At 70.2% G+C, this 18,923-nt stretch carries 20 protein-coding genes and 2 pseudogenes; 12 read left to right on the forward strand and 10 right to left on the reverse strand.

The features are described 5' to 3' along the window. A partial coding sequence (locus tag P1P70_RS22385) for a DUF1963 domain-containing protein (RefSeq protein ID WP_319240495.1) occupies positions 1–609 on the reverse strand: 609 nt, incomplete at its 3' end. Here P1P70_RS22385 and P1P70_RS22390 point away from each other — a divergent pair. Beyond that, a complete protein-coding gene (locus P1P70_RS22390; RefSeq protein ID WP_319240497.1) occupies positions 608–1,999 on the forward strand; it encodes an NlpC/P60 family protein in 1,392 nt (463 codons plus the stop codon). The two genes, P1P70_RS22385 and P1P70_RS22390, sit on opposite strands and share 2 nt — an antisense overlap. A gap of 103 nt (positions 2,000–2,102) precedes the next feature. Next, on the forward strand, positions 2,103–2,783 hold the full coding sequence (locus P1P70_RS22395) for a class I SAM-dependent methyltransferase (RefSeq protein ID WP_319240499.1): 681 nt from the start codon (positions 2,103–2,105) through the stop codon (positions 2,781–2,783). Between the two features lie 71 nt (positions 2,784–2,854). Here the strand turns inward: P1P70_RS22395 and P1P70_RS22400 are convergent, their stop codons facing one another. Then, positions 2,855–3,220 carry a hypothetical protein gene (locus P1P70_RS22400; RefSeq protein WP_319240500.1) on the reverse strand — a complete coding sequence of 122 codons (366 nt, stop codon included), beginning with the start codon at positions 3,218–3,220 and terminating at the stop codon, positions 2,855–2,857. A gap of 153 nt (positions 3,221–3,373) precedes the next feature. Between P1P70_RS22400 and P1P70_RS22405 the strand changes: the two are divergent. The 3 genes and pseudogenes from P1P70_RS22405 to P1P70_RS22415 all read left to right on the forward strand — a co-directional run. Next, positions 3,374–3,889 (forward strand): annotated as a pseudogene (locus tag P1P70_RS22405) (hypothetical protein); the annotation flags it as partial. Positions 3,890–3,899: 10 nt separating this feature from the next. Beyond that, the gene (locus P1P70_RS22410) at positions 3,900–4,493 is read left to right on the forward strand and encodes a hemerythrin domain-containing protein (protein ID WP_319240502.1); all 594 of its coding nucleotides are present in this window, start codon (positions 3,900–3,902) and stop codon (positions 4,491–4,493) included. Between the two features lie 139 nt (positions 4,494–4,632). Then, complete coding sequence (locus P1P70_RS22415; protein WP_319240504.1) at positions 4,633–5,160, forward strand: DinB family protein; 528 nt, start codon at positions 4,633–4,635, stop codon at positions 5,158–5,160. A 134-nt stretch (positions 5,161–5,294) separates the two neighbouring features. Here the strand turns inward: P1P70_RS22415 and P1P70_RS22420 are convergent, their stop codons facing one another. Continuing rightward, entirely contained in the window at positions 5,295–6,281 is a 987-nt protein-coding gene (locus tag P1P70_RS22420; protein WP_413471521.1) for a trypsin-like serine peptidase, read from the reverse strand. 273 nt (positions 6,282–6,554) lie between these two features. Here P1P70_RS22420 and P1P70_RS22425 point away from each other — a divergent pair, with 273 nt between their 5' ends. The 4 genes from P1P70_RS22425 to P1P70_RS22440 all read left to right on the forward strand — a co-directional run bounded on the left by P1P70_RS22425 (position 6,555) and on the right by P1P70_RS22440 (position 9,746). Beyond that, entirely contained in the window at positions 6,555–7,256 is a 702-nt protein-coding gene (locus P1P70_RS22425) for a DUF4142 domain-containing protein (RefSeq protein WP_319240507.1), read from the forward strand. Between the two features lie 551 nt (positions 7,257–7,807). Further along, the gene (locus tag P1P70_RS22430) at positions 7,808–8,293 is read left to right on the forward strand and encodes a DUF2243 domain-containing protein (RefSeq protein ID WP_319240509.1); all 486 of its coding nucleotides are present in this window, start codon (positions 7,808–7,810) and stop codon (positions 8,291–8,293) included. After that, entirely contained in the window at positions 8,290–9,150 is an 861-nt protein-coding gene (locus P1P70_RS22435) for a cytochrome c oxidase assembly protein (protein ID WP_319240511.1), read from the forward strand. Before P1P70_RS22430 ends, P1P70_RS22435 begins: the two co-directional genes overlap by 4 nt. Before the next feature lie 125 nt (positions 9,151–9,275). Further along, entirely contained in the window at positions 9,276–9,746 is a 471-nt protein-coding gene (locus tag P1P70_RS22440) for an SPW repeat protein (RefSeq protein ID WP_319240512.1), read from the forward strand. Positions 9,747–9,992: 246 nt separating this feature from the next. Here the strand turns inward: P1P70_RS22440 and P1P70_RS22445 are convergent, their stop codons facing one another. From P1P70_RS22445 to P1P70_RS22460, 4 genes are all read right to left on the reverse strand, one after another. After that, positions 9,993–10,232 (reverse strand): hypothetical protein, encoded by a 240-nt coding sequence (locus tag P1P70_RS22445; RefSeq protein ID WP_319240514.1) that lies wholly within the window; start codon positions 10,230–10,232, stop codon positions 9,993–9,995. Positions 10,233–10,449: 217 nt separating this feature from the next. Further along, positions 10,450–11,385 (reverse strand): cytochrome c oxidase subunit II, encoded by a 936-nt coding sequence (locus P1P70_RS22450; protein ID WP_413471522.1) that lies wholly within the window; start codon positions 11,383–11,385, stop codon positions 10,450–10,452. A gap of 373 nt (positions 11,386–11,758) precedes the next feature. Next, positions 11,759–12,190, reverse strand: a complete 432-nt coding sequence (locus tag P1P70_RS22455) for a tetratricopeptide repeat protein (protein WP_319240518.1) — start codon at positions 12,188–12,190, stop codon at positions 11,759–11,761. A 443-nt stretch (positions 12,191–12,633) separates the two neighbouring features. After that, positions 12,634–13,101, reverse strand: coding sequence for a MarR family winged helix-turn-helix transcriptional regulator (locus tag P1P70_RS22460; protein WP_319240520.1), 468 nt, complete (start codon positions 13,099–13,101; stop codon positions 12,634–12,636). Between the two features lie 189 nt (positions 13,102–13,290). Between P1P70_RS22460 and P1P70_RS22465 the strand changes: the two genes are divergently transcribed. Beyond that, on the forward strand, positions 13,291–14,439 hold the full coding sequence (locus P1P70_RS22465; protein WP_319240522.1) for an NAD(P)-binding domain-containing protein: 1,149 nt from the start codon (positions 13,291–13,293) through the stop codon (positions 14,437–14,439). Positions 14,440–14,497: 58 nt separating this feature from the next. Here P1P70_RS22465 and P1P70_RS22470 read toward each other — a convergent pair whose 3' ends face one another. Next, positions 14,498–15,622: an NAD(P)/FAD-dependent oxidoreductase gene (locus P1P70_RS22470; RefSeq protein ID WP_319240524.1), complete on the reverse strand. Its 1,125-nt coding sequence runs from the start codon at positions 15,620–15,622 to the stop codon at positions 14,498–14,500. 53 nt (positions 15,623–15,675) lie between these two features. Here P1P70_RS22470 and P1P70_RS22475 point away from each other — a divergent pair, with 53 nt between their 5' ends. Further along, positions 15,676–16,368 carry a TetR/AcrR family transcriptional regulator gene (locus P1P70_RS22475; protein WP_319240526.1) on the forward strand — a complete coding sequence of 231 codons (693 nt, stop codon included), beginning with the start codon at positions 15,676–15,678 and terminating at the stop codon, positions 16,366–16,368. 113 nt (positions 16,369–16,481) lie between these two features. Here the strand turns inward: P1P70_RS22475 and hppD are convergent, their stop codons facing one another. Continuing rightward, positions 16,482–17,687, reverse strand: a complete 1,206-nt coding sequence (hppD, locus tag P1P70_RS22480; RefSeq protein ID WP_319240528.1) for a 4-hydroxyphenylpyruvate dioxygenase — start codon at positions 17,685–17,687, stop codon at positions 16,482–16,484. Between the two features lie 165 nt (positions 17,688–17,852). Further along, positions 17,853–18,524 (reverse strand): IclR family transcriptional regulator, encoded by a 672-nt coding sequence (locus P1P70_RS22485; RefSeq protein ID WP_319240529.1) that lies wholly within the window; start codon positions 18,522–18,524, stop codon positions 17,853–17,855. 181 nt (positions 18,525–18,705) lie between these two features. Between P1P70_RS22485 and P1P70_RS22490 the strand changes: the two are divergent. Further along, positions 18,706–18,923 (forward strand): annotated as a pseudogene (locus P1P70_RS22490) (homogentisate 1,2-dioxygenase); the annotation flags it as partial.

An 18,923-nucleotide genomic window follows, 5' to 3' on the forward strand; every position in this document is an offset into this window, starting at 1 on the left:
GGGTGGGACGGGCGGCTTAGCCCTGCATGGCGAGGCGGGCCTGGTCGATCGGTGGGCGGCGAGGTCCTCGGAGCGGATGAGCCAGTACAGGGTGCCCTCGTCGCCCCAGGTCGTCTTCGCATCGCCGTCACTGCCGAACTGGGCAAGCAGGATCCTGTGTTCGACTTCCTCGTCCAGCCGCAGGCCTCGTGGGGAGCCGGGAGGCGCGGCGGGTCCCGCCGTCGGCGACGGCAGGACCCGGCAGCGGGAACCTCGCCCGGGGGTGGCTCGGTACCCGCACCCACACCATGCACCCAAACCAGCCACAGCAACAGACCACGGCTGAAAATCGCCGATACCCGCATCCGGGCAGCGGTTCGCCGCCTTCCCGGCGCAACAACGTCCCCGCATGCTGAACCAGCCGGTCACAGGGGGTTTCCCACGGGTTTCCCGTTGCCCGTCCCAACGGGCAACCGCACCGCCGTGGACGTATGGCCCTGTGCTGCCCGAGGGTTCGGGACGCGGGTGGCGGGGGCCCGCCGCACAGCACATCAGAAGTGACGTCCACGCCGCCGAGGCGGAGCGGTGGGAACGCCGACGACCCAGGCGGGAGAGATCGGGTAACGACATGCGAAAAAGTACGCGAGAAAGTACGCGAGACGACGGCGGGCGAAGACAGCGCCGGCTCCTCCGCCCCCTCCGCCTGCTGCTGGCAGCCGCCGTCTCGCTGGCCTGTCTGGGCCTGCCGACCACCACCGCCACGGCCGCGACTCCGGCCACCGTCTCGACCACGAAGACGGCCGCCACCGCGAAGACCTCCGCGGTCGGCACCGTCGCGGAGACCTCCGCCGTCGGCACCGTCGCGCAGACCGCCGCCGCCGACACCTGCGCCCCGCTGAAGGCGGGCGCGAGCATCGCCGCCGTGGACGCGGTGGAGACCGCCTGCCGCTACATCGGCAAGATCTACGCCTGGGGCGGCGGCCACGCGGAAGGCCTCCCCGGACCCAGCCAGGGCATACCCTCCCTCGACCCGATGGCCCAGCACGACACCAAGTACTGGAGCTTCGACTGCATCGGTCTGGTCCGCTGGGCCTGGTACAAGGCGACCCGCCAGGACCTCATCAGCGAGCGGACGACCCAGTCGACCTGGCAGAACCCGGGCTACGCGCACACCCGGTTCACGAAGGAACAGGGCGAGGCCCCGCTGCTGCCCGGTGACATCCTCTACTTCGGCAGCGGCCTCACCCACGTGGCGCTCTACCTCGGCAACGGCAAGTACGTCGAGGCGCCCGAATCCGGGTACTCGGTCCGGGTCGGAAGCGACAAGTGGGACCGCTACCAGGGCGCGTTGCGGCCGCACGCCGACGGGGTGTTCCCGGTCTGGGAGTACGACGGGCTCGGCAAGGAGCTGAAGACCTGGGGGCAGCCGAACCTGCGCGCGGACTCCCACACCGGCGGCGCGATCAACTGGCAGATCCGCAACGGCATCTCGGTCGCCGTCCGGGGCCTGTGCCAGCGGGTCGGGGAGCGTGCCACGTACAACGGCATGGTCAACAACGTCTGGACGTACCTGCCGGACTACCGCAGTTGGGTCAGCAACCTGTTCCTGCAAGGACCGGCGATCATGTCCGGAGTACCGTCCTGCGGGGAGTTCTCCCGCATCGGCGGCACCCTGGCAGGTGCCGACTCCAACACCTCGTGCGGTGACGGCACGGAACCGAATGGGACAGGCGCGTGGACGGCCAAGTCGACGACCGTGTGGGGCCGTACCGTCGAGCTGCGCTACAACAGCACGACCGCATGCGCCTGGGGGCGCATCATCGGCGGCACGGTCGGCGACGAGATCTGGGTCGACCGCAGCGGCGACGGCGGAGACACCTGGGACCCGATGCTCGGCTACACGAAGATCACGTCCGGCGGCGACGCCTACACCACCCAGTGGAACGACAACGGGCTGGTGATGCGCGCCTGCGGGACCAACGGCAAGGGCGGCACGATCGCCTGCACGGACTGGTTCTGACGGTCGTGCGCAGGCGCGGCAGGTGTGCGCCGCGCCGCATCTCCTTTTGCCGGACCGGCAACAACAGTGGCCGGTCCGCGAGGCGATGGGCGACCGTGGGCCCATGACCGACAACACCGCAGCAGGACCAACCGCGTTCGAGTCCCTTTCGCCCGTCGGCGGATACGTCGGCGACCCGGCGGTACGGGCGGAGTGGGACGGCCGCTACGCCGAGCGGCAACAGCTGTGGAGCGGCCGGCCCAACGGTGCCCTCGTGGCCGAGACCGCCTCGCTCGCTCCCGGACGCGTCCTCGACGTCGGCTGCGGCGAGGGCGCGGACGCCCTCTGGCTCGCACGCGGCGGCTGGGACGTCACCGCGCTCGAAGTCTCGGGCGTGGCGCTGGAACGGGCGGCGGAACACGCACGCGACGCCGGTCTCACCGTCCACTGGGTCCACGCCGAACTCACCCGGGCCTCGCTCCCACCGGCCTCCTTCGACCTGGTCTCCGCGCAGTACCCGGCCCTGTTGCGCACCCCCGACGCCGCGGCCGAGCGAGCCCTGCTCGCCGCCGTCGCACCCGGTGGGGTGCTGCTGCTCGTCCACCACGCCGGCATGGAGACCCAGCAGGCGCACGAAAGCGGCTTCGATCCGGCCGACTACGTCTGGCCCTCGATGGTCAGGGAACTCCTCGACGACGACTGGGAGGTGCAGATCGACGAACAACGGCCCCGCGTGGCACCCGACGGCGGCGCCGGGGCGCACCACACCGACGACCTCGTCCTACGCGTACGCCGCCTTCGCTGAAACCACACACCGTGCTCGAAGCGCCCACCTCCCGCCGATGTGGCCGCCTGCTCCCGGGAAGAGGCGCGGGTTCACTCGTCGAGGTACCGGTGTCTGGCGTCGGCCGGTGTGATGAAGAGCCGGCCGTCGCGGACCTGCCATTCGGTCGCCCCCTCGACTTCGTGGTGGGCCAGGAACAGGCCGCAGACGAGGTCTCCGTCGGTGTCGGAGGCGGGTATCCGAGCGATGGCTCGGAGCTGGTCGGTGAACCATTCCTGAGCCGAGTCACGGATGTCGGCACCGTAGAAGACGTAGTGGGTCCAGTTCAGGTGCCGGCGCGGTGAACCCCATCCGGCGGTGTAGTGGTTGTCGTCGTGTCTGGCGATGATCTCCTGGACGGCTGCCAGTTGTGTCTCGTCGCACTCCAGCCACCCTCTGATCGACACGTAGGTGCCCATGGCCCTGTCCTTTCTCGTCCTCAGGTCGGCCCAGTCTCCGGCAGAGTGGACGGGCGTGTTCGCCATCTGGGGGAACCGCGCGCCGGTCGAAGCGCACGCCCGGAAGTCGGGGTTCGAACGATCTCGTGCCCTACCGACGGGTACAACCCGAGAGTCGGGCTCATCGAGGAGGAGCACGTCACCCACTACGAGTCCCTGGCCGACCCGGGCGAGACGTGGTGGGAACAGCTCGTCAACCACGAGTACAACGAGTGCTACCTCTACCACTCCTTCATGGAGCAGGAGAGCGATCCCCGGGTCAAGGCGATCTGGGAGCTGCATCTGAACATGGAGCTGGAGCACCTGCATGTCGCCTGCGACCTGATGCGCCGCCACGACGGGCGCGACCCGGCGTCCGTGCTCGCGCCGGAACTGCCGAACGTGCTCACCTTCGAGCCGAACAAGCAGTACCTGCGGGAGCTGCTGGACACGCAGATGGACCTGACCACGCTAGGCGCCGGCTATGTGCGCGAGGCGCACGAGCGGTTCGAGGCGATGCAGGAGCGGATCCACGGCGGTGAGGCACCGCCCAGCGAACGGGTCATGGTGGAACACGACGACATGTTCGGCCGCGAGTACCGGGTCGAGTCCGAGGGTGAGCACCCCGACCCCGCCATGCGCGAGAAGTGAGGGGGCCGCGATGTCCGAGCTGCACACCCCGCAGGCCGGTGACGACCGGGCCGAGGACAACGACGTCGTGGCGCTGCTGATGCGGCAGCACGGCGACATCCGCAACCTCTTCGACGAGGTCGAGGCGAGCAGCGGCGAGGAGCGCCGCGACGCCTTCCGTCGGCTGGTGCGGCTGCTGGCCGTGCACGAGACCGCCGAGGAGGAGGTCGTCCACCCCTTCGCCCGGCGGTCCCTGCCCGGCGGGGAGAAGGTCGTCGAGGAGAGGCTCGCCGAGGATAGGGCCGCCAAGGAGACCCTGGCCGCGCTGGACGACGTCGACACCGACGACCCGAAGTTCATGCCCATGTTGCTGAAGCTCCGCAGGGACGTGCAGGAGCACGCGCGGGCCGAGGAGCGCTACGAGTTCACCCATATCCGCCGCAACGCCGATGCCGCCAAGCTGGTCTCCATGGCCAAGGCCGTCAGTGCCGCGGAGGCCGTCGCGCCGACCCGGCCGCACCCCGGTGTCGAATCGGGAGCGGCGAACATGGCGCTCGGACCGGTCGCCGCCCTGATGGACCGCACCAAGGACGCGGTGCGCAAGGCGATGGGCAAGGACAACTGACGGGCGAGCGGCGCGAGCCGACTCACGTCGCTGCCGGGCGGAGCGGCCGCGTCACAGAGGTCGAGGGCACGTCGGTTGCCTCTGTTCGTCATCAGCGAAGACGGTCGTGACGTCACCGCGGTCCTGCGAGGGTGCGTCCATGAACACGACACCGGATGGCCGACCTGTCCCGCCCGCGTATGCCGACGAGCGTCTCATGCTGGAATCGTGGCTGGACTTCCACCGTGAGACTCTCACCCTGAAGTGCTCCGGCCTCAAGGACGATCAGTTACGGCTGACCGCGGCGGCGCCGTCGTCCATGACGCTGCTGGGGCTCGTTCAGCACCTGGCCGAGGTGGAACGCAACTGGTTCCGCCGCATATTCGGGGGCCAGGACCTGCCCCCGGTCTTCGGACCCGGCCCCGGCGACGGCTTCGGCCTTGATCCGGGCCGGACAGCGGATGAGGTGGTCGCCGCCTGGCGCGCGGAGGTCGCCCAGGGCCGTGAGCTGATCGCCGACGCGTCGCTGGACGACTCCGGCCGCCTGTCCGAACACGAAGCGGGGTACGTCGGCGAGGAAGGGGTCTCGTTGCGCTGGATCCTGGTGCACATGATCGAGGAATACGCGCGCCACAACGGTCACGCCGATCTCCTCCGGGAGCGGATCGACGGAGTCACCGGTGCATGAGAGGGGCTTGCGCGGTCACAAGGACCGCGCAAGCCCGTCGCCTGTCCCTCTCGAAGCCGTCTTCACGTCTTCTCGCGAAGCCGCCTTCCCGACTGACCACCGACTGACCGACTGACTGACCGACCGACCGACAGTCAGGACGACTGCGCGGTCTGGTACAGGTTCTGTGCGTCGGTGCCGAAGTACGGCCCGTACATCCGGTTGGGCAGGAAGTTGTACTTGAAGCTGTTCACCGACGACAGCAGCCCGGTGCCAGTGGACTCGTTGAACTGGGTGAACCAGGGGCCTCCGCTGGAGCCGCCGGTCATGTTGCAGTTCATGCCGTGGTCGTTGGAGAGCAGGAAGTCACGGTTGGTGGTTCCGCTGCAGTAGATGAACTTCTCCCCGTCGTACGGGGAGGCCGCGGGGAAGCCGAAGGCGTACATGGCCTTGTTGTAGCCGGTGTTGAAGGCCAGCCCCTGTCCGCCGACGACGTCCGTCAGCAGCTTCCCGTCCAGCGGGGCGACGACGGCCGCGCCGATGTCGTAGTTGATGTCCTCGCTCGCGGTCCACTGCGGGGTGGACAGTGTCTTCGTGGCGCTCCACCTGCCGTACGGGGCCTGTCCGTCGTGGTAACCGGGCACGAAGACCCAGTTGGTGTGCCAGGAGCCCTCCAGTTTCACGCAGTGCCCGGCGGTGATGACGGTGCTCTTGTTGGCGCTGGTGACGGCGTTGCCCGAGCACGAGGCCGTACGCCCCTGGTAGGTGAAGAACACCCGTCCTGCCGTGGACAGCACGGCTCCGCCGCCGGTCCAGGCTCCACCGCTGTTGGGGAAGGCCAGCACTCCGACCTCGTTGGGGGTGCCCGGCAGGGTCGGGGCGACGGTCTTCTCCTTGCCCTTGGCGAGCGAGGGGGCCTTGACCTGGGTTCGGTCCACGGTCGGCAGGTCCAACGGCGTTGCCTGACGCATCCGTTCGGCGGTCCAGAACGAGGCCGGGTCGGCCTGGGCCGTGGCCGCTCCGGCCGGCGAAGCGAACACGCCGGTGCCGAGCAGCGCGGCCGCGCCGAGGAGGGCGGCGAAGGCGGGGCGGGACTTGCGCGGGGAGCGGGAGGGTCCGGACGAGCGGCGTATGTCTCTCACACGTACTCCTTGTGCGGTGGGGGACGAGGACGAACTCGCGCAACGCAGAGTGCCACCCCATCCGCCATTTGGACAGGTACACGTCACAATGGGCGCAAAATCAACCCTTGAACCGCTTCAGACACGGAGTCCGGCCCGGCGGACCGTTTTTGACCACCCCTTGAACATCCCCGCGCCCTCGTGCGTATCTCTCGCTGCGTGCCGTGCCAGCCGCAACAGGTGTCCGCTCCTACTGCCCTGGAGGATTCACTCTCTACCCGACCGGGAGAACACATGTATGCGAACCGACACGCGGTACCCACGCGGGCGACGCGGCGGACCGTCACCATCATCGCCGCCGTGTGCGCCGTGATAGCCGCGGCCGTCATCGCGATCAGGGCGGGCAGTGACGAAGCTTCAGCCAACCCGACGGTCGCGGGCAAGGCCCAGCACGCCGGCGGCCATGTCACCACCGGCGGCGCCGGACAGACGGCGGCGGACCAAAGTGGTGCCGACCTGACCGTGACCGATGTGGACCGCGAGTTCCTCGTGAAGGTACGTCAGGCAGGCCTCTGGGAGATCCCGGCCGGCCGGCTCGCCCAGACCCACGCCTCCAACGAGACCGTCAAGCGGGCCGGGGACCATCTGATCGACGGGCACAGCAAGCTGGACCAGCTCGTGCGCGAGGACGCCGAGATCCTCGGTGTGGAGCTCCCCAACGAGGCCACCGAGGAACAGCAGCAGTGGGTCCGCAATCTGGAGAACGCGCAGGGCGAGGAGTTCGACAAGCTCTTCGCCAACGTCCTCCGTGCCTCGCACGGCAAGATCTTCGCCACGATCGGTGAGGTCCGGGCCGCCACCCAGAACGACCTCATCCGCCGTCACGCCCGTCAGGCCAACCAGACCGTCCTGGACCACATGGAGGTCCTGGAGGACACGGGACTCGTCGACGCCTCCACCTTCCAGGAGGTCGAGGAGGACGTGGCCCCCAAGTAGGGGCCCCGCGGCCGACCGTACCGGTGTCAGGGCAGCCGCCGTTCCACGGCGCGACGCGATGAGCGTGGGCGGCCGCCGCCCGGCTGCCCCCGCCGGCCCACCACCACTCGATCTGCCCGCACGAGCCGGGCCCACCGCAGGACTTCCTCACCGCCTCATCCCCAAGAAGGCAGCGGGAAAAGGCGGTTCGATCGGGCTGAAGACTGGCGACCATCTTTGCACTGTGCAATGATCTGGGTGGGGGAGCTGAGCCGACGGTCGGCCGCTACTTGGCGCCCAGGAGTGACACCGGCACGGTTACGCGGCGGCAGCACACCGACCGTCGGCAGAGCCCTCTCCCCCACCGACCTCGCGGACAGCAGCACGGGGCTACGCCCCCGTTCACCCGGCCTCACCATGAGGCACAGCACGCACAGCAGCTCGCCAGACGTACGCACGGACCCGCCGTCCGCCGCCCACATTCCTCCGACGCGTCCGCGTCATCGCCGCGCTGCGGGTACCCGGTGCCCACCCGGCCGACGGGATGTCGAGCAGGAAGGCGGGACTGCCGCATGAACGACCCGGAGCGTCCCTCCGACCGGCCGCGGCCGGAGCCGCGCAGATCCCTGGCCGTCTGTGCCCTGATCGGCGCGGCACTGATGGCGGCCATCGACGAGATCGTCTTCCACCAGCTCCTCGCCTGGCACCACTTCTACGACCGCTCCACCAGCGACGTCGGCCTGCTCTCCGACGGCCTGCTGCACACCGCCGAGCTGCTGGCCCTGGTCGCCGGAGCCTTCCTCCACGCCGACCTGCGCCGCCGCCGCGCACTGGCCGCCGCCCACGCGTGGGCGGGCCTCTTCCTGGGACTGGGCGCCTTCCAGCTCTTCGACGGCGTCGTCGACCACAAGCTGCTACGGCTGCACCAGATCCGCTACGGGACCGACGTCACCCCCTACGACTGGGCGTGGAACCTCGGCGGTCTCGCGCTGCTGCTCATCGGCTGCGCCCTGGCCGTCCGCGCGACGCGCCGCGCCCGGACGGGGCCGTCGAAATGACACCGGAGCACGTCCACCCCGTACCGGCCGGCCCCGGGCCGTTCTGGAGCGACCTGGCCGGACCGTGCGTCGCGGCGGGCGCGCTGGCGGCGGGCGCGGCGTACCTTCTGGCCGCGCACCGGCTGCGTCGCCGCGGCGACGCGTGGCCGTGGCCGAGGGACGCCTCCTTCACGGCCGGTTGCCTGGCGGTGGCCTGGGCGATGACCGCCGGTCCGCCGGGCGGACCGTTCACGGTGCACGTGACCCGGCACCTGGTCGCCGGTATGGCGGCACCCCTGCTTCTCGTCCTCGCCCGCCCCCTGACCCTGAGTCTGCGGGTTCTGCCGCCCGGCCGTCTGCGGCGGGCCCTGCCCGCTGCGGCGCACGCGCGGCCCGCCACCGTGCTGCTTCTCCCGCCGGTGGCGGCCGTGGTGGACATCGGGGGCCTGTGGCTGCTGCACCGCACCGACCTCTTCGCCGCGGCACACCGCCAGCCGCTGCTGTACGCCGTGACGCAGACGCATGTACTGGCCGCCGGGCTGCTCTTCACCTTCGCGGTGTGCCAGCTCGATCCCGTGCGGCACCGTCGGGGCCTCGCCCTGCGCGGATCCGCGTTGCTGGCAGCCGGTGCGGCCCATGCCGTACTCGCCAAGGGGCTGTACGCGGCGCCGCCGCCCGGCACGGATTTCACGGCGGCCGATCTGCACACCGGCGCTCAGCTGATGTACTACGGCGGCGACCTGGCGGAGATCGCCCTCGCCGTGACGCTGGCCGTCCAGTGGTACACACGGCGCCACGCGCGGCGTTCGACCCGGTGGCCCGAAGGAGCCTCGGCACGGTCCGGGACCCCGGCAGCGAGGAGAACACAGTTCTCGTGAACAGACCGACGGGTGTCCTCTTTCCCTGAATCTGTTTGCCTCGTTCGAGATGGTTTGCGTCATTTCGATGGGTACCCGAGCCCCACCGGGGACGCGGACCGTGGCCCCCTGGAGAAGGAGCGGGCATGAGTGAACGGACCCAGAACACGCTGGAGTCGCACCCGGACATCATGGAGATGCGGGAACGTCACGCCCGGGCCGAGCGGGCGGCCTCGAGCCAGCAGGGGCAGGCCGTCGAGGCGCTGGCCCTCATCACCGGCCTGTACCTGGCCGCCTCGCCCTGGATCGCGGGTTTCAACGATCTCGGCACCCTGGCCGTGAACAACCTGATCACCGGCATCGCCTACACCTTCCTGCTGAGTGGCTTCGGCCACGCCTACGAGCGCACGCACGCCAGGGCGTGGACGGCCGCTCTGCTCGGACTGTGGACCGTTGTCGCACCGTGGCTGGTGGCGGGGAACGTGGACACCACCCGCACCATCGTCAACAACATCATCGTCGGCGTCGTCGCACTGCTGCTCGCTCTGGCCGCGAGCGCGGCGGCCGGCGAGACGGACAGGGGCGGCAGGAGCCGCCGTGCCCGAACAGCCCGCTGACCCGCGGGGCGCGGTCGGCACGGGCGGGCCCCTTGGCGGTGTAGCGCGCGGGTGTGTCCATCCAGGTCGCACCCCAGGGGCGCCGGCCGTCGTCCACGACCTCCAGTTCGGCCGCGCAGGTCAGCCCGTCGGGGTGGAAGGCCGGTGCCCCGCGTGTACGGGCGAGCAGGCGGAAGGCGGCTTCCACCGGCGGGACCCGACGTGCCGGGGCCCGATGTGCCGGGACCAGACGTGATCCTGGCGGCGTCACGGACCGACCCGCCCGGACTTCGACGCCTCGCTGTCCTCCTCGCCGTGCTCGCCGTCCGCGCCGTGCTCGCCGTCCGCGCCGTTGTCGGCGGTGCCCTCGTGTTCCAGGTCGTCACCCTCGGCCTGAGAGGGTGTGGTGCGGGGTACGTCACGGCGGCCGGATGTGCCCGGTTCACCGTCTGCCGGGATCTCGGGCCCGCGTTCACCTTCTGCCTGCGACGGTGTCTGCTCACTCATGGGTGGCGCCTCCCTCGGTTGCTTGCCGGCGCCTACGACGGACGAGCCGTGCGGGGAGTGCCGGACCGACACCCGGCTCCGTTCCCGTAGATGGAGCCCTGGCCGCGCGGTGGTCCACCCGGTCCGCTTCGTGAGGCCTCGCTTCGTGGCGAGACCGAGTACCCAGGCTGAGGTCCCTACTCCGTACCAGGGCCCTCACGGGTCGGGTAAGCGCCGCTCAGAGTTTGCGGGGCTCGTCGTTCCTGGCCGGATCGGAGATCTCGATGCCCGCCGGGACGAAGCCGCGCTGCCCCCGGTCGGCCAGCCCCCGCAGGTGCTGCCGGTAGCGCTCGGCAGAGACGACCTTGACGTTGAAGAGCATCCGGGCGTGGTCGACGCCGCAGAGCTCGGCGCACTTGCCCCGGAACGTGCCCTCCCGTGTCGGCGTCACCTCGAAGACATTGACGTTGTGACCGGGGAAGACGTCCTGCTTCATCAGGAACGGCAGGACCCAGAAGGAGTGGATGACGTCACGTGAGGACAGCACGAACCTGACCTTCTCGCCCTTCGGCAGCCACAGGGTCGGCCCCGGGTTGCCGTTCTGCGGGTTGCGGGCGCCGGGAACACCGGCGTCGAAGACGCCTTCGGCGCCCGAGGGGAAGGCGTCGCGGTATCTGTCCGGGACGATGCCCATGTCGGGGTCCGCCTGCGCGTCGCCGGTTTCTGCGTCGCCGTCCACGTCCTCGACGTAGTTGAAGGCCCAGCTCCACTGGAAGCCGACCACTCCGACGGTGTGGGCGGGGTTCTCGGAGAGCTCGAGGAGCTCGGCCTCGTCACGGGCCGTGAAGTAGAAGAGCACCGAGACGATGATCAACGGCACCACGGTGTACAGCACCTCGATGGGCATGTTGTACCGGGACTGAGGAGGGACCTCGACCTTGGTCCTGGTACGCCGGTGGAAGATCGCGGCCCAGATGATGAGTCCCCACACCAGCGCGCCCACGGTGAGCGCGGCCGCCCATGAGCCCTGCCACAGGGACAGGATCCGCGGCGCCTCCTCCGTGACCGGGGTGGGCATCCCGAGGCGGGGGAAGTCCCGCCATGTGGCCTCGCAGCCGGACGTGGTCACCAGGACCAGACCGGTACCCGAAGCCTGTGTCAGCCTCCGACGCATCCGACGTCGCGGCGATCGGTCACACCTGTGGGAACTCACGTGGCGCCTTCCCGGGGGGCTGAGCCCGCGGACCGGAGATCGCCCGCAGCCTCGCACGATCGTTCGCTGATCCCCGCACGGGCAGGAGATATGGCTCTTTATGCGGACAAGACATTACTGAGTGTCATGCCGGGTGCCCACCCAACGCGCCGCCGGTTTCCCGCGAGGGGGGAAGGGCCGCCTCGACCTCCCCAGGTGTGGCGGCCCTTCCCCGGCGGGCGTTCGCCTACCCGGAACCTCGCCATCCATGCCCGACCGGTCTCACCCGCCGGGCCGATGACGCGGCGCACACGACCCTCCGGTTCCCGCCCCCGGTCGTCGGTCCCCTTGCCGCTCACTCGTTGTCGGGGAACTCGCCCACGAACGCGCCGGCCATCCGCAGCCAGGGCTCCGCCTCACTCTGGCGTCCCTGGCGCTGCAGGGTGCGCCCGAGCATGAGATGGGCGTAGTGCTCCACCGGATCGCGCTCGACGATCACCCGCAACTGGTCCTCCGCGCGCCGCAGTTGCGCGGAGTGGTAGTAGGCGCGGGCGAGCAGCAGCCGGGGGCCGGTCTGCTCCGGGACCTCCTCGACGACGTCCACGAGCAGCTTCGCCGCACCGACGTAGTCCCGCGCGCCGAACCGCAGTCGGGCCCGCTCCCAGCGCTCGGCCGTGGTCTCCTCGTGCGGCACTCCGACGCCGTTGTCGAACAAGTGCAGTGCACTGGCCCAACGGTCGGGCGCCACCCCGTCGGTGGCCGCGTACGTGGGGAAGTCGTTCGTCATGGTTCCTTCCTCCTTCTCCCGGACGCGTCTCATACGGTCCGGCTGCGGCGGCCGATTACTCGAACGGCTCGAGGGACGTCGCGTGCACACCGGCGAATCCCGGGGCCCGGTGAAGCACTGCCTCACGCCTGCTTATTCCACCCCCACCGGGCGCACCGTCCGCACCTGTCTCGCGGAGGCGATCACCGGAGGCACCCCGTCAGACTCCGTGGACATTGAATGACGAGTCATCTACACAGTCCCAAGGCCCGCCAACGTTGATGCATCAACCACCCCACTCGTGGTCCGCCGCCCCGGTGTGGCCCGCCCGGAAGGAACGCTCCCTCGCCGCGACCACCGCGGACGCTCGGACCGGCCATACGAGAGCGCCACAGGCGGGGAGATCCCCAGGTCAGACTGGTCCCCAGGTCGCGCACACCCCGATCCACGCCAGGCCCCAGGGGTCAGGCCTGGTCTTCGTCCAGCTTCCGGGTGACGCGCTCGGAGATCTCGGCCAGGACGCGCAGCTCGGCCGGCGTGACATGGTCCAGGAACAGCTCACGCACCGCCTCGACATGGCGTGGGGCGGCCGCTTCGATGGCCGCTCGACCGACGTCCGTGATCACCACATAGGCCCCACGCCCGTCCTCGGCGCACTCCTCCCGCACCACCATGCCCCGCCCGGTCATCCGGGCGATGTGGTGGGACATCCGGCTCTTCTCCCACTCCAGCGCCCGCGCCAGGTCCTGGTACCGCTGCCGACCGTCCGGCGAGTCCGTCAGATGCACGAGCACCCCGAAGTCCGCGGCCGACACATTGGACTCCGACTGCAGCCGACGCCCGAGACACCCGCCGAGCCGCTCGTGCAACCGGACGAAGCCGCGCCATGCGCGCTGCTCCTCAGGCGTCAGCCATCGCACTGTTTCTCCCATGACGAAAGTGTAGACCTAGTTGACAGTTCACCGAATGTCTGGTCTCTCGCACGCGTCCGCGCCGTGAACACCTCACCCTGGCGGGCAGTGACAACCTCCCACGCTCCTCACTCCCCCCGGGAATAGATGTCGTATCATCTTGTTTGCCGTAACGCGGTCCTGTCAGACGTCAGACCCAAGGAGTTCACGATGCAGTTCCGCGTTCTCAGTTCCGACGGCGGGCGCGCGACGGTCGTGGTCATAGGCGGTGGGCAGTCCGGTCTTTCGGCCGGCTACCACCTCAGGCGCCGCGGCTTCACCAGCGCTCCGGCCGACCCGGACGGCGATCGGACCTTCGTGGTGCTCGACGCCGAGCCGGCGGCCGGCGGGGCGTGGCGGCACAGGTGGGAGTCGCTGCGGATGAACACCGTGAACGGCATTTTCGACCTGCCCGACTTCCCGCAGCCGCCCGTGGACCCCGGTGAACCCAGCAGTACGGCCGTGCCCCGCTACTTCGCCGCCTTCGAGCAGGCGACCGACCTGCCGATCCTGCGACCGGTCACCGTCACCGCCGTACGGCCGCTGGACGACCGCCCCGACGGTGACCTGGCCGTGGAGTCGAGCGCGGGGACCTGGGTCACGCGGGCGGTCATCAACGCCACCGGCACCTGGACCAACCCGGTCCGTCCGCACTACCCGGGGCAGGAGAGCTTCACCGGACTCCAGCTCCACACCCGCGACTACGTCTCGGCCGACCGGTTCGCGGGACTCAGGGTCGCCGTCGTCGGCGGCGGCATCTCGGCCCTCCAGCAACTGGAGGAGATCTCCCGCGTGACCACCACGTACTGGTACACGCGGCGCGAACCCGTCTTCCTGGAGGGCGGATTCGACCCCGAGGTCGAGGGCCGCCGGATCATCGCCAGGGTCGCCGACGACGTGGCGGCGGGCAGGCCCACCGGGAGCGTCGTCTCGTACACCGGCCTGGGCTGGACCCCGTACGCCGTGGCGGCGAAGGAGCGCGGGGCGCTCGTACGTCGTCCCATGTTCACCGCGATCGAACCGGGTGGCGTGCGCGAGGCGGACGGTTCGTTCACGAGCGTCGACGCGATCCTGTGGGCCACGGGCTTCAAGGCCGCGCTGTCGCACCTGGATCCGCTGCGGCTGCGCAACGAGCTCGGTGGGATCACCATGCAGGGCACCCAGGTGGCCGGTGAACCGCGCGTGCACCTGGTGGGCTTCGGCCCGTCCCAGTCCACCGTGGGCTCCAACCGCGCGGGTCGTCAGGCCGTCAACAGCCTGCTCCGTCAGTGGGCGGACCCGCGGGGAGGCTCGGACCGGCTTGTGACGGTGGCGGACTGAGGGCTGTGTTCGGCCCGCCTCCCATGGGTCGCGGGCGACTGCTTCGTGGCGGCCGTGGTCAGGAGGGCTGGACCCGGTCGAAGAGGGCCAGGGCCTCGGCGGGGTCCGGGCCGACGAGGCGCTCCAGACCGGCCGTCGTGATCTTCGCCCACCTGGCGGCGCGCGCCCACATCCGTTCCTCGAAGGCGCGGACGGCCTCGTCCAGGTCTCCGGGACCGGAAGCGGCGACGATGGACTCGGCGAGTTCGGCGCCGTCCAGCATCGCGAGGTTCGCGCCCGCCCCGAGTGGGGGCATCAGATGGGCGGCGTCGCCCAGGAGCGTCACCCCGGGGACGTGGGTCCAGGTGTGGGAGACGGGCAGGGTGTGAAAGGGGCGGTGGTCGAAGGCGGTGCCGTGGCGGAGGAGGTCGAGGACGGGGGCGGCCCAGCCGTCGAACAGGGCCAGCAGGCTGGAGCGGACGGCCTCGATGTCGGCCGGGTCCCGGTTCGTGTGCCGGTCCAGCGGCGCGCGGAACTGGGCGTACACCTTGACGTGGCCGCCGCTGTTGCGCTGGGCGACGAGGGCGCGGTTCACGCCGTACACAGCCACGGAACCGTCGCCGATCAACCGGGCCAGGTCGGGGTGGCGGGTATCGACGTCGTCCAGGGAGGTCTCGACCGAGGTGACGCCGGTGTAGTGCGGTGTCACCGGCGAGACTGCCGGGCGGACCCGTGACCAGGCGCCGTCCGCGCCGACCACGAGGTCGAACGACTCCTGCCGTCCGTCCTCGAAACGCACCACTGCGCCGTCCCCGGTCCCCGGCTCCACCCGCGTCACGTCCCGCCCCCACCGGACGTCGAGAGGGCCGAGCAGCAGGTCCCGGAGTTGCCCGCGGTCGATCTCCGGGTTGGCCCGGTCGTCCGGACGGGGGCGCCAGTCGCGCAGGACGGTCCCGGCCGTGTCCAGGATGCGCATGGCCTGTCCCTCGGGACGAGACAGTGCCCGGAACCCGGTCAGCAACCCGGCTTTTTCCAGAGCGAGTTGTCCCGTCCCTTCATGCAGGTCGAGGGTGCCGCCCGGCGGACGGGCGTCGGGGGCGGGATCGCGTTCGAAGAGGGCGACGGGGTGGTCATGACGATGCAGCACGCGGGCGAGGGTCAGTCCGGCAGGACCGCTTCCGACCACGGCGATACGATGGCTCATGTCGATACACTGTATTGCGAAGATACGCCGCATCGCAACAGTACGATGTGGCCATGACTGTCTGGGACCGACCTGAACCGCCGAGCCGTCCTGTGCCGCTCGACCGGCAGCGGATCGTCTCCGCCGCCGTCGCCCTGGCGGACGAGGGCGGGCTGGAGGCGGTGTCGGTGCGCAAGGTCGCCGCCCGGCTGGACGCCGGGCCGATGCGCCTGTACGGATACATCTCCACCAAGGAGGAGCTGTTCGACCTCATGGTGGACGAGGTCCAGGCCGAGATCCTCCCCGAGGAGCAGCCCGAGGACTGGCGGGGGGCGCTGAGCGTTCTCGCCCACCGCACCAGGCGGACCGTTCTTCGTCACGAATGGCTGGCCGACCTGCTCGGCGGTCGACCGACCCTGGGCCCGAACGGCCTCGCCGTGACCGAGGCCACGCTGGCCGCGCTCGACGGCCTCGCCGACATCGACACCGTCATGCGCGCCGTGGAGACCGTCAGCGCCTACTTCACCGGCGCGATCAGGCGGGAGGTCGCGAACCTGCGGGCCGAGCGCGCCACGGGTCTGTCCGAGCTCGACTGGCAGCGTGCCTCCGGCCCGCACGTGACGAGGATGTTGGCCACGGGCCGCTTCCCCGCGCTGTCCAAGGCCGTGTACGACGGCACGGACGTGGACGCCGAGGCGTCCTTCGCGACCGGGCTGGACTGGGTCCTCGATGCCGTGGCCATGAAGCTCACCCGACCGCAGGTGTGACCATGGGCGCTCCGCGTCCGTACGGCTGCTCGTAGTCGCTCAAGGCCGTGCACGGCACCGCTGGTGGCCTGGGTGGAGCTCCGGGGTTCTCCATCGCCGGAAGTGCCGCATCGCTAGAAGTTGCCGCGCCTCTCCTGCTCACGCTCGATCGCCTCGAACAGGGCCTGGAAGTTGCCCTTGCCGAAGCCCAGGGAGCCGTGGCGTTCGATGAACTCGAAGAACACGGTGGGCCGGTCGCCGATCGGCTTGGTGAAGATCTGCAGCAGGTAGCCGTCCTCGTCGCGGTCGACGAGGATGCCGCGCGAGGCCAACTCCTCGATGGGCACGCGGACCTTGCCGATGCGGGCGCGCAGTCCCGGGTCGGTGTAGTAGCTGTCGGGCGTGGCGAGGAACTCGACGCCCTTGGACCGCAGTACGTCGACGGTCCTGATGATGTCGTTGGTGGCGAGGGCGAGGTGCTGGGCGCCGGGGCCCCGGTAGAAGTCGAGGTACTCGTCGATCTGTGAGCGCTTCTTCGCGATCGCCGGCTCGTTGAGCGGGAACTTCACCCGGTGGTTGCCGCTGGCGACGACCTTGCTCATCAGCGCCGAGTACTCGGTGGCGATGTCGTCGCCGATGAACTCGGCCATGTTGGTGAAGCCCATGACACGGTTGTAGAAGTCGACCCACTCGTCCATGTGCCCGAGCTCCACGTTGCCCACGACGTGGTCGAGTGCCTGGAAGACGCGCTTGGGTTCGCCGTCGGGCTTCACGTAGCTCGACGTCCGGGCCACGTATCCGGGCAGGTAGGGGCCGGTGTAGCGGGAGCGGTCCACCAGGGTGTGGCGGGTCTCGCCGTACGTGGCGATGGCCGCCGTACGGACCGTGCCGTGCTCGTCGGTGCTGTCGTGCGGCTCCTCCAGCACGGTCGCGCCCTGCGCGCGGGCGTGCTCGACGCACTTGTCGACGTCCGGCACCTCCAGGGCGATGTCGATCACGCCGTCACCGTGACGGCGGTGGTGGTCCAGCAGCGGGCTGTCCGGGTCGACACCGCCCTTGAGCACGAACCGGACCGCTCCGGAGCGGAGCACGAACGCGTGGTGGTCGCGGTTGCCGGTCTCCGGGCCGGAGTAGGCGACCAGCTCCATCCCGAAGACCACCTGGAAGAACGACGCCGCCTGCGTCGCGTTGCCCACCGACCAGACCACCGCGTCCCACCCGGTCACCGGGAAGGGGTCGCCCTCGGCGTCGTACTCCACGAGCCCGACCAGCTGCTTGAGCTGCTGCAGGTCGAGCTCCGCCAACCGTTCCTGGCTCGTGAGGGTCTGCTCGATGCTCATGCGTCGTCCCTTCCGGTGTGCCTGTTTCCAGCGCGTGGCGGTAGAACACACCCGGTCTGCGGGCCTGCACAAGAGTCACCTTCCGAGCTGCTCAAGCTGCTCAGCTTGTCTTCTCCTCGGGGGCTTCGCCTGTACAATCTGCCCAGTCACGCAGGGGATGCGGGATCAGGCGCCGCCGGGCGGCGCCAGCCGCGAGGCCGCCTCCTTCACCCGAGCGGCGACCGACTCGACGTCGAACTCGTGCATGGCCACCACGCCGACGGAGGCGCCCACCGCGCCGGGCACCTCGAAGCCCACCGCGACCCCCGTGGCGCCCTGCTGCAGCTGCCCCGAGGTGACGCTGTAGCCCACCTCCCTGGCGTGCACGACCTCCTCCGGCTCGTCCGGCCGGGGCGGCTGCAGCGCGAGAATGGCGATGCCGTTCGCCCCACGCTCCAGTGGATGCCGGACGCCGATGCGGTAGCCCACCTGGACGGGACCCTGCTGGACGGCCGGCTGCGCACCCGCCACGGGAACGCACTCCCCCGCGCCGTGCGCCACCGTCAGGAAGGCGGAGGCACCGGTGCCGTCCGCGAGTCTCTGCAGAACGGGCTGTGCCGCCAGGACCAGCTGTTGCTGGAACCGCCCCGCCAGCGTCGCGGCACCGGCACCGAGCCGCACCCGCTTGCCCTGCCGGGAGACCAGGCCGTGCTCCTCCAGCGTCCGCACGATCCGGTACGCGATGGCCCGGTCGATCTCCAGCCGCGCCGCCAGGTCCGCCACCGTCAGGCCCTCGGACGCCAGGGAGATCAGGTCCAGAGCCCGAAGCCCACGGTCCAGTCCTTGCAGGGTGGCCATCAACACCTCCGGGAAAACCGCCAGAGCTTCTTCGGGCGCCACGTTAGGGCACGTCAGAACGGGCGAGCGGGGCCCGGTGTCCCGAGCGGGACCTTGACTGGGCCTTCGACCCCGACCTAACGTCGACTCGCCGCTTCCAACGCACAAAAATGTGCGCTGAGCGCGCAAGGGAGAGAGCGACGTGCCGTACTACCACCGGGCGGGCGCGGTTCCGCCGAAGCGTCACACCCAGCACCGGGACCCGGACGGGAACCTCTACTACGAGGAGCTGATGGGCGAGGAGGGCTTCTCCTCGGACTCCTCGCTGCTCTACCACCGGCACATCCCGTCGGCGGTGCGGGAGTTCCGGGTGTGGGACCTCGGCGACCAGTCCCTGACCCCCAACCACCCCCTGGTGCC

It is taken from the genome of Streptomyces sp. MB09-02B (assembly GCF_033794485.1).
Classification (GTDB): Bacteria; Actinomycetota; Actinomycetes; order Streptomycetales; family Streptomycetaceae; genus Streptomyces.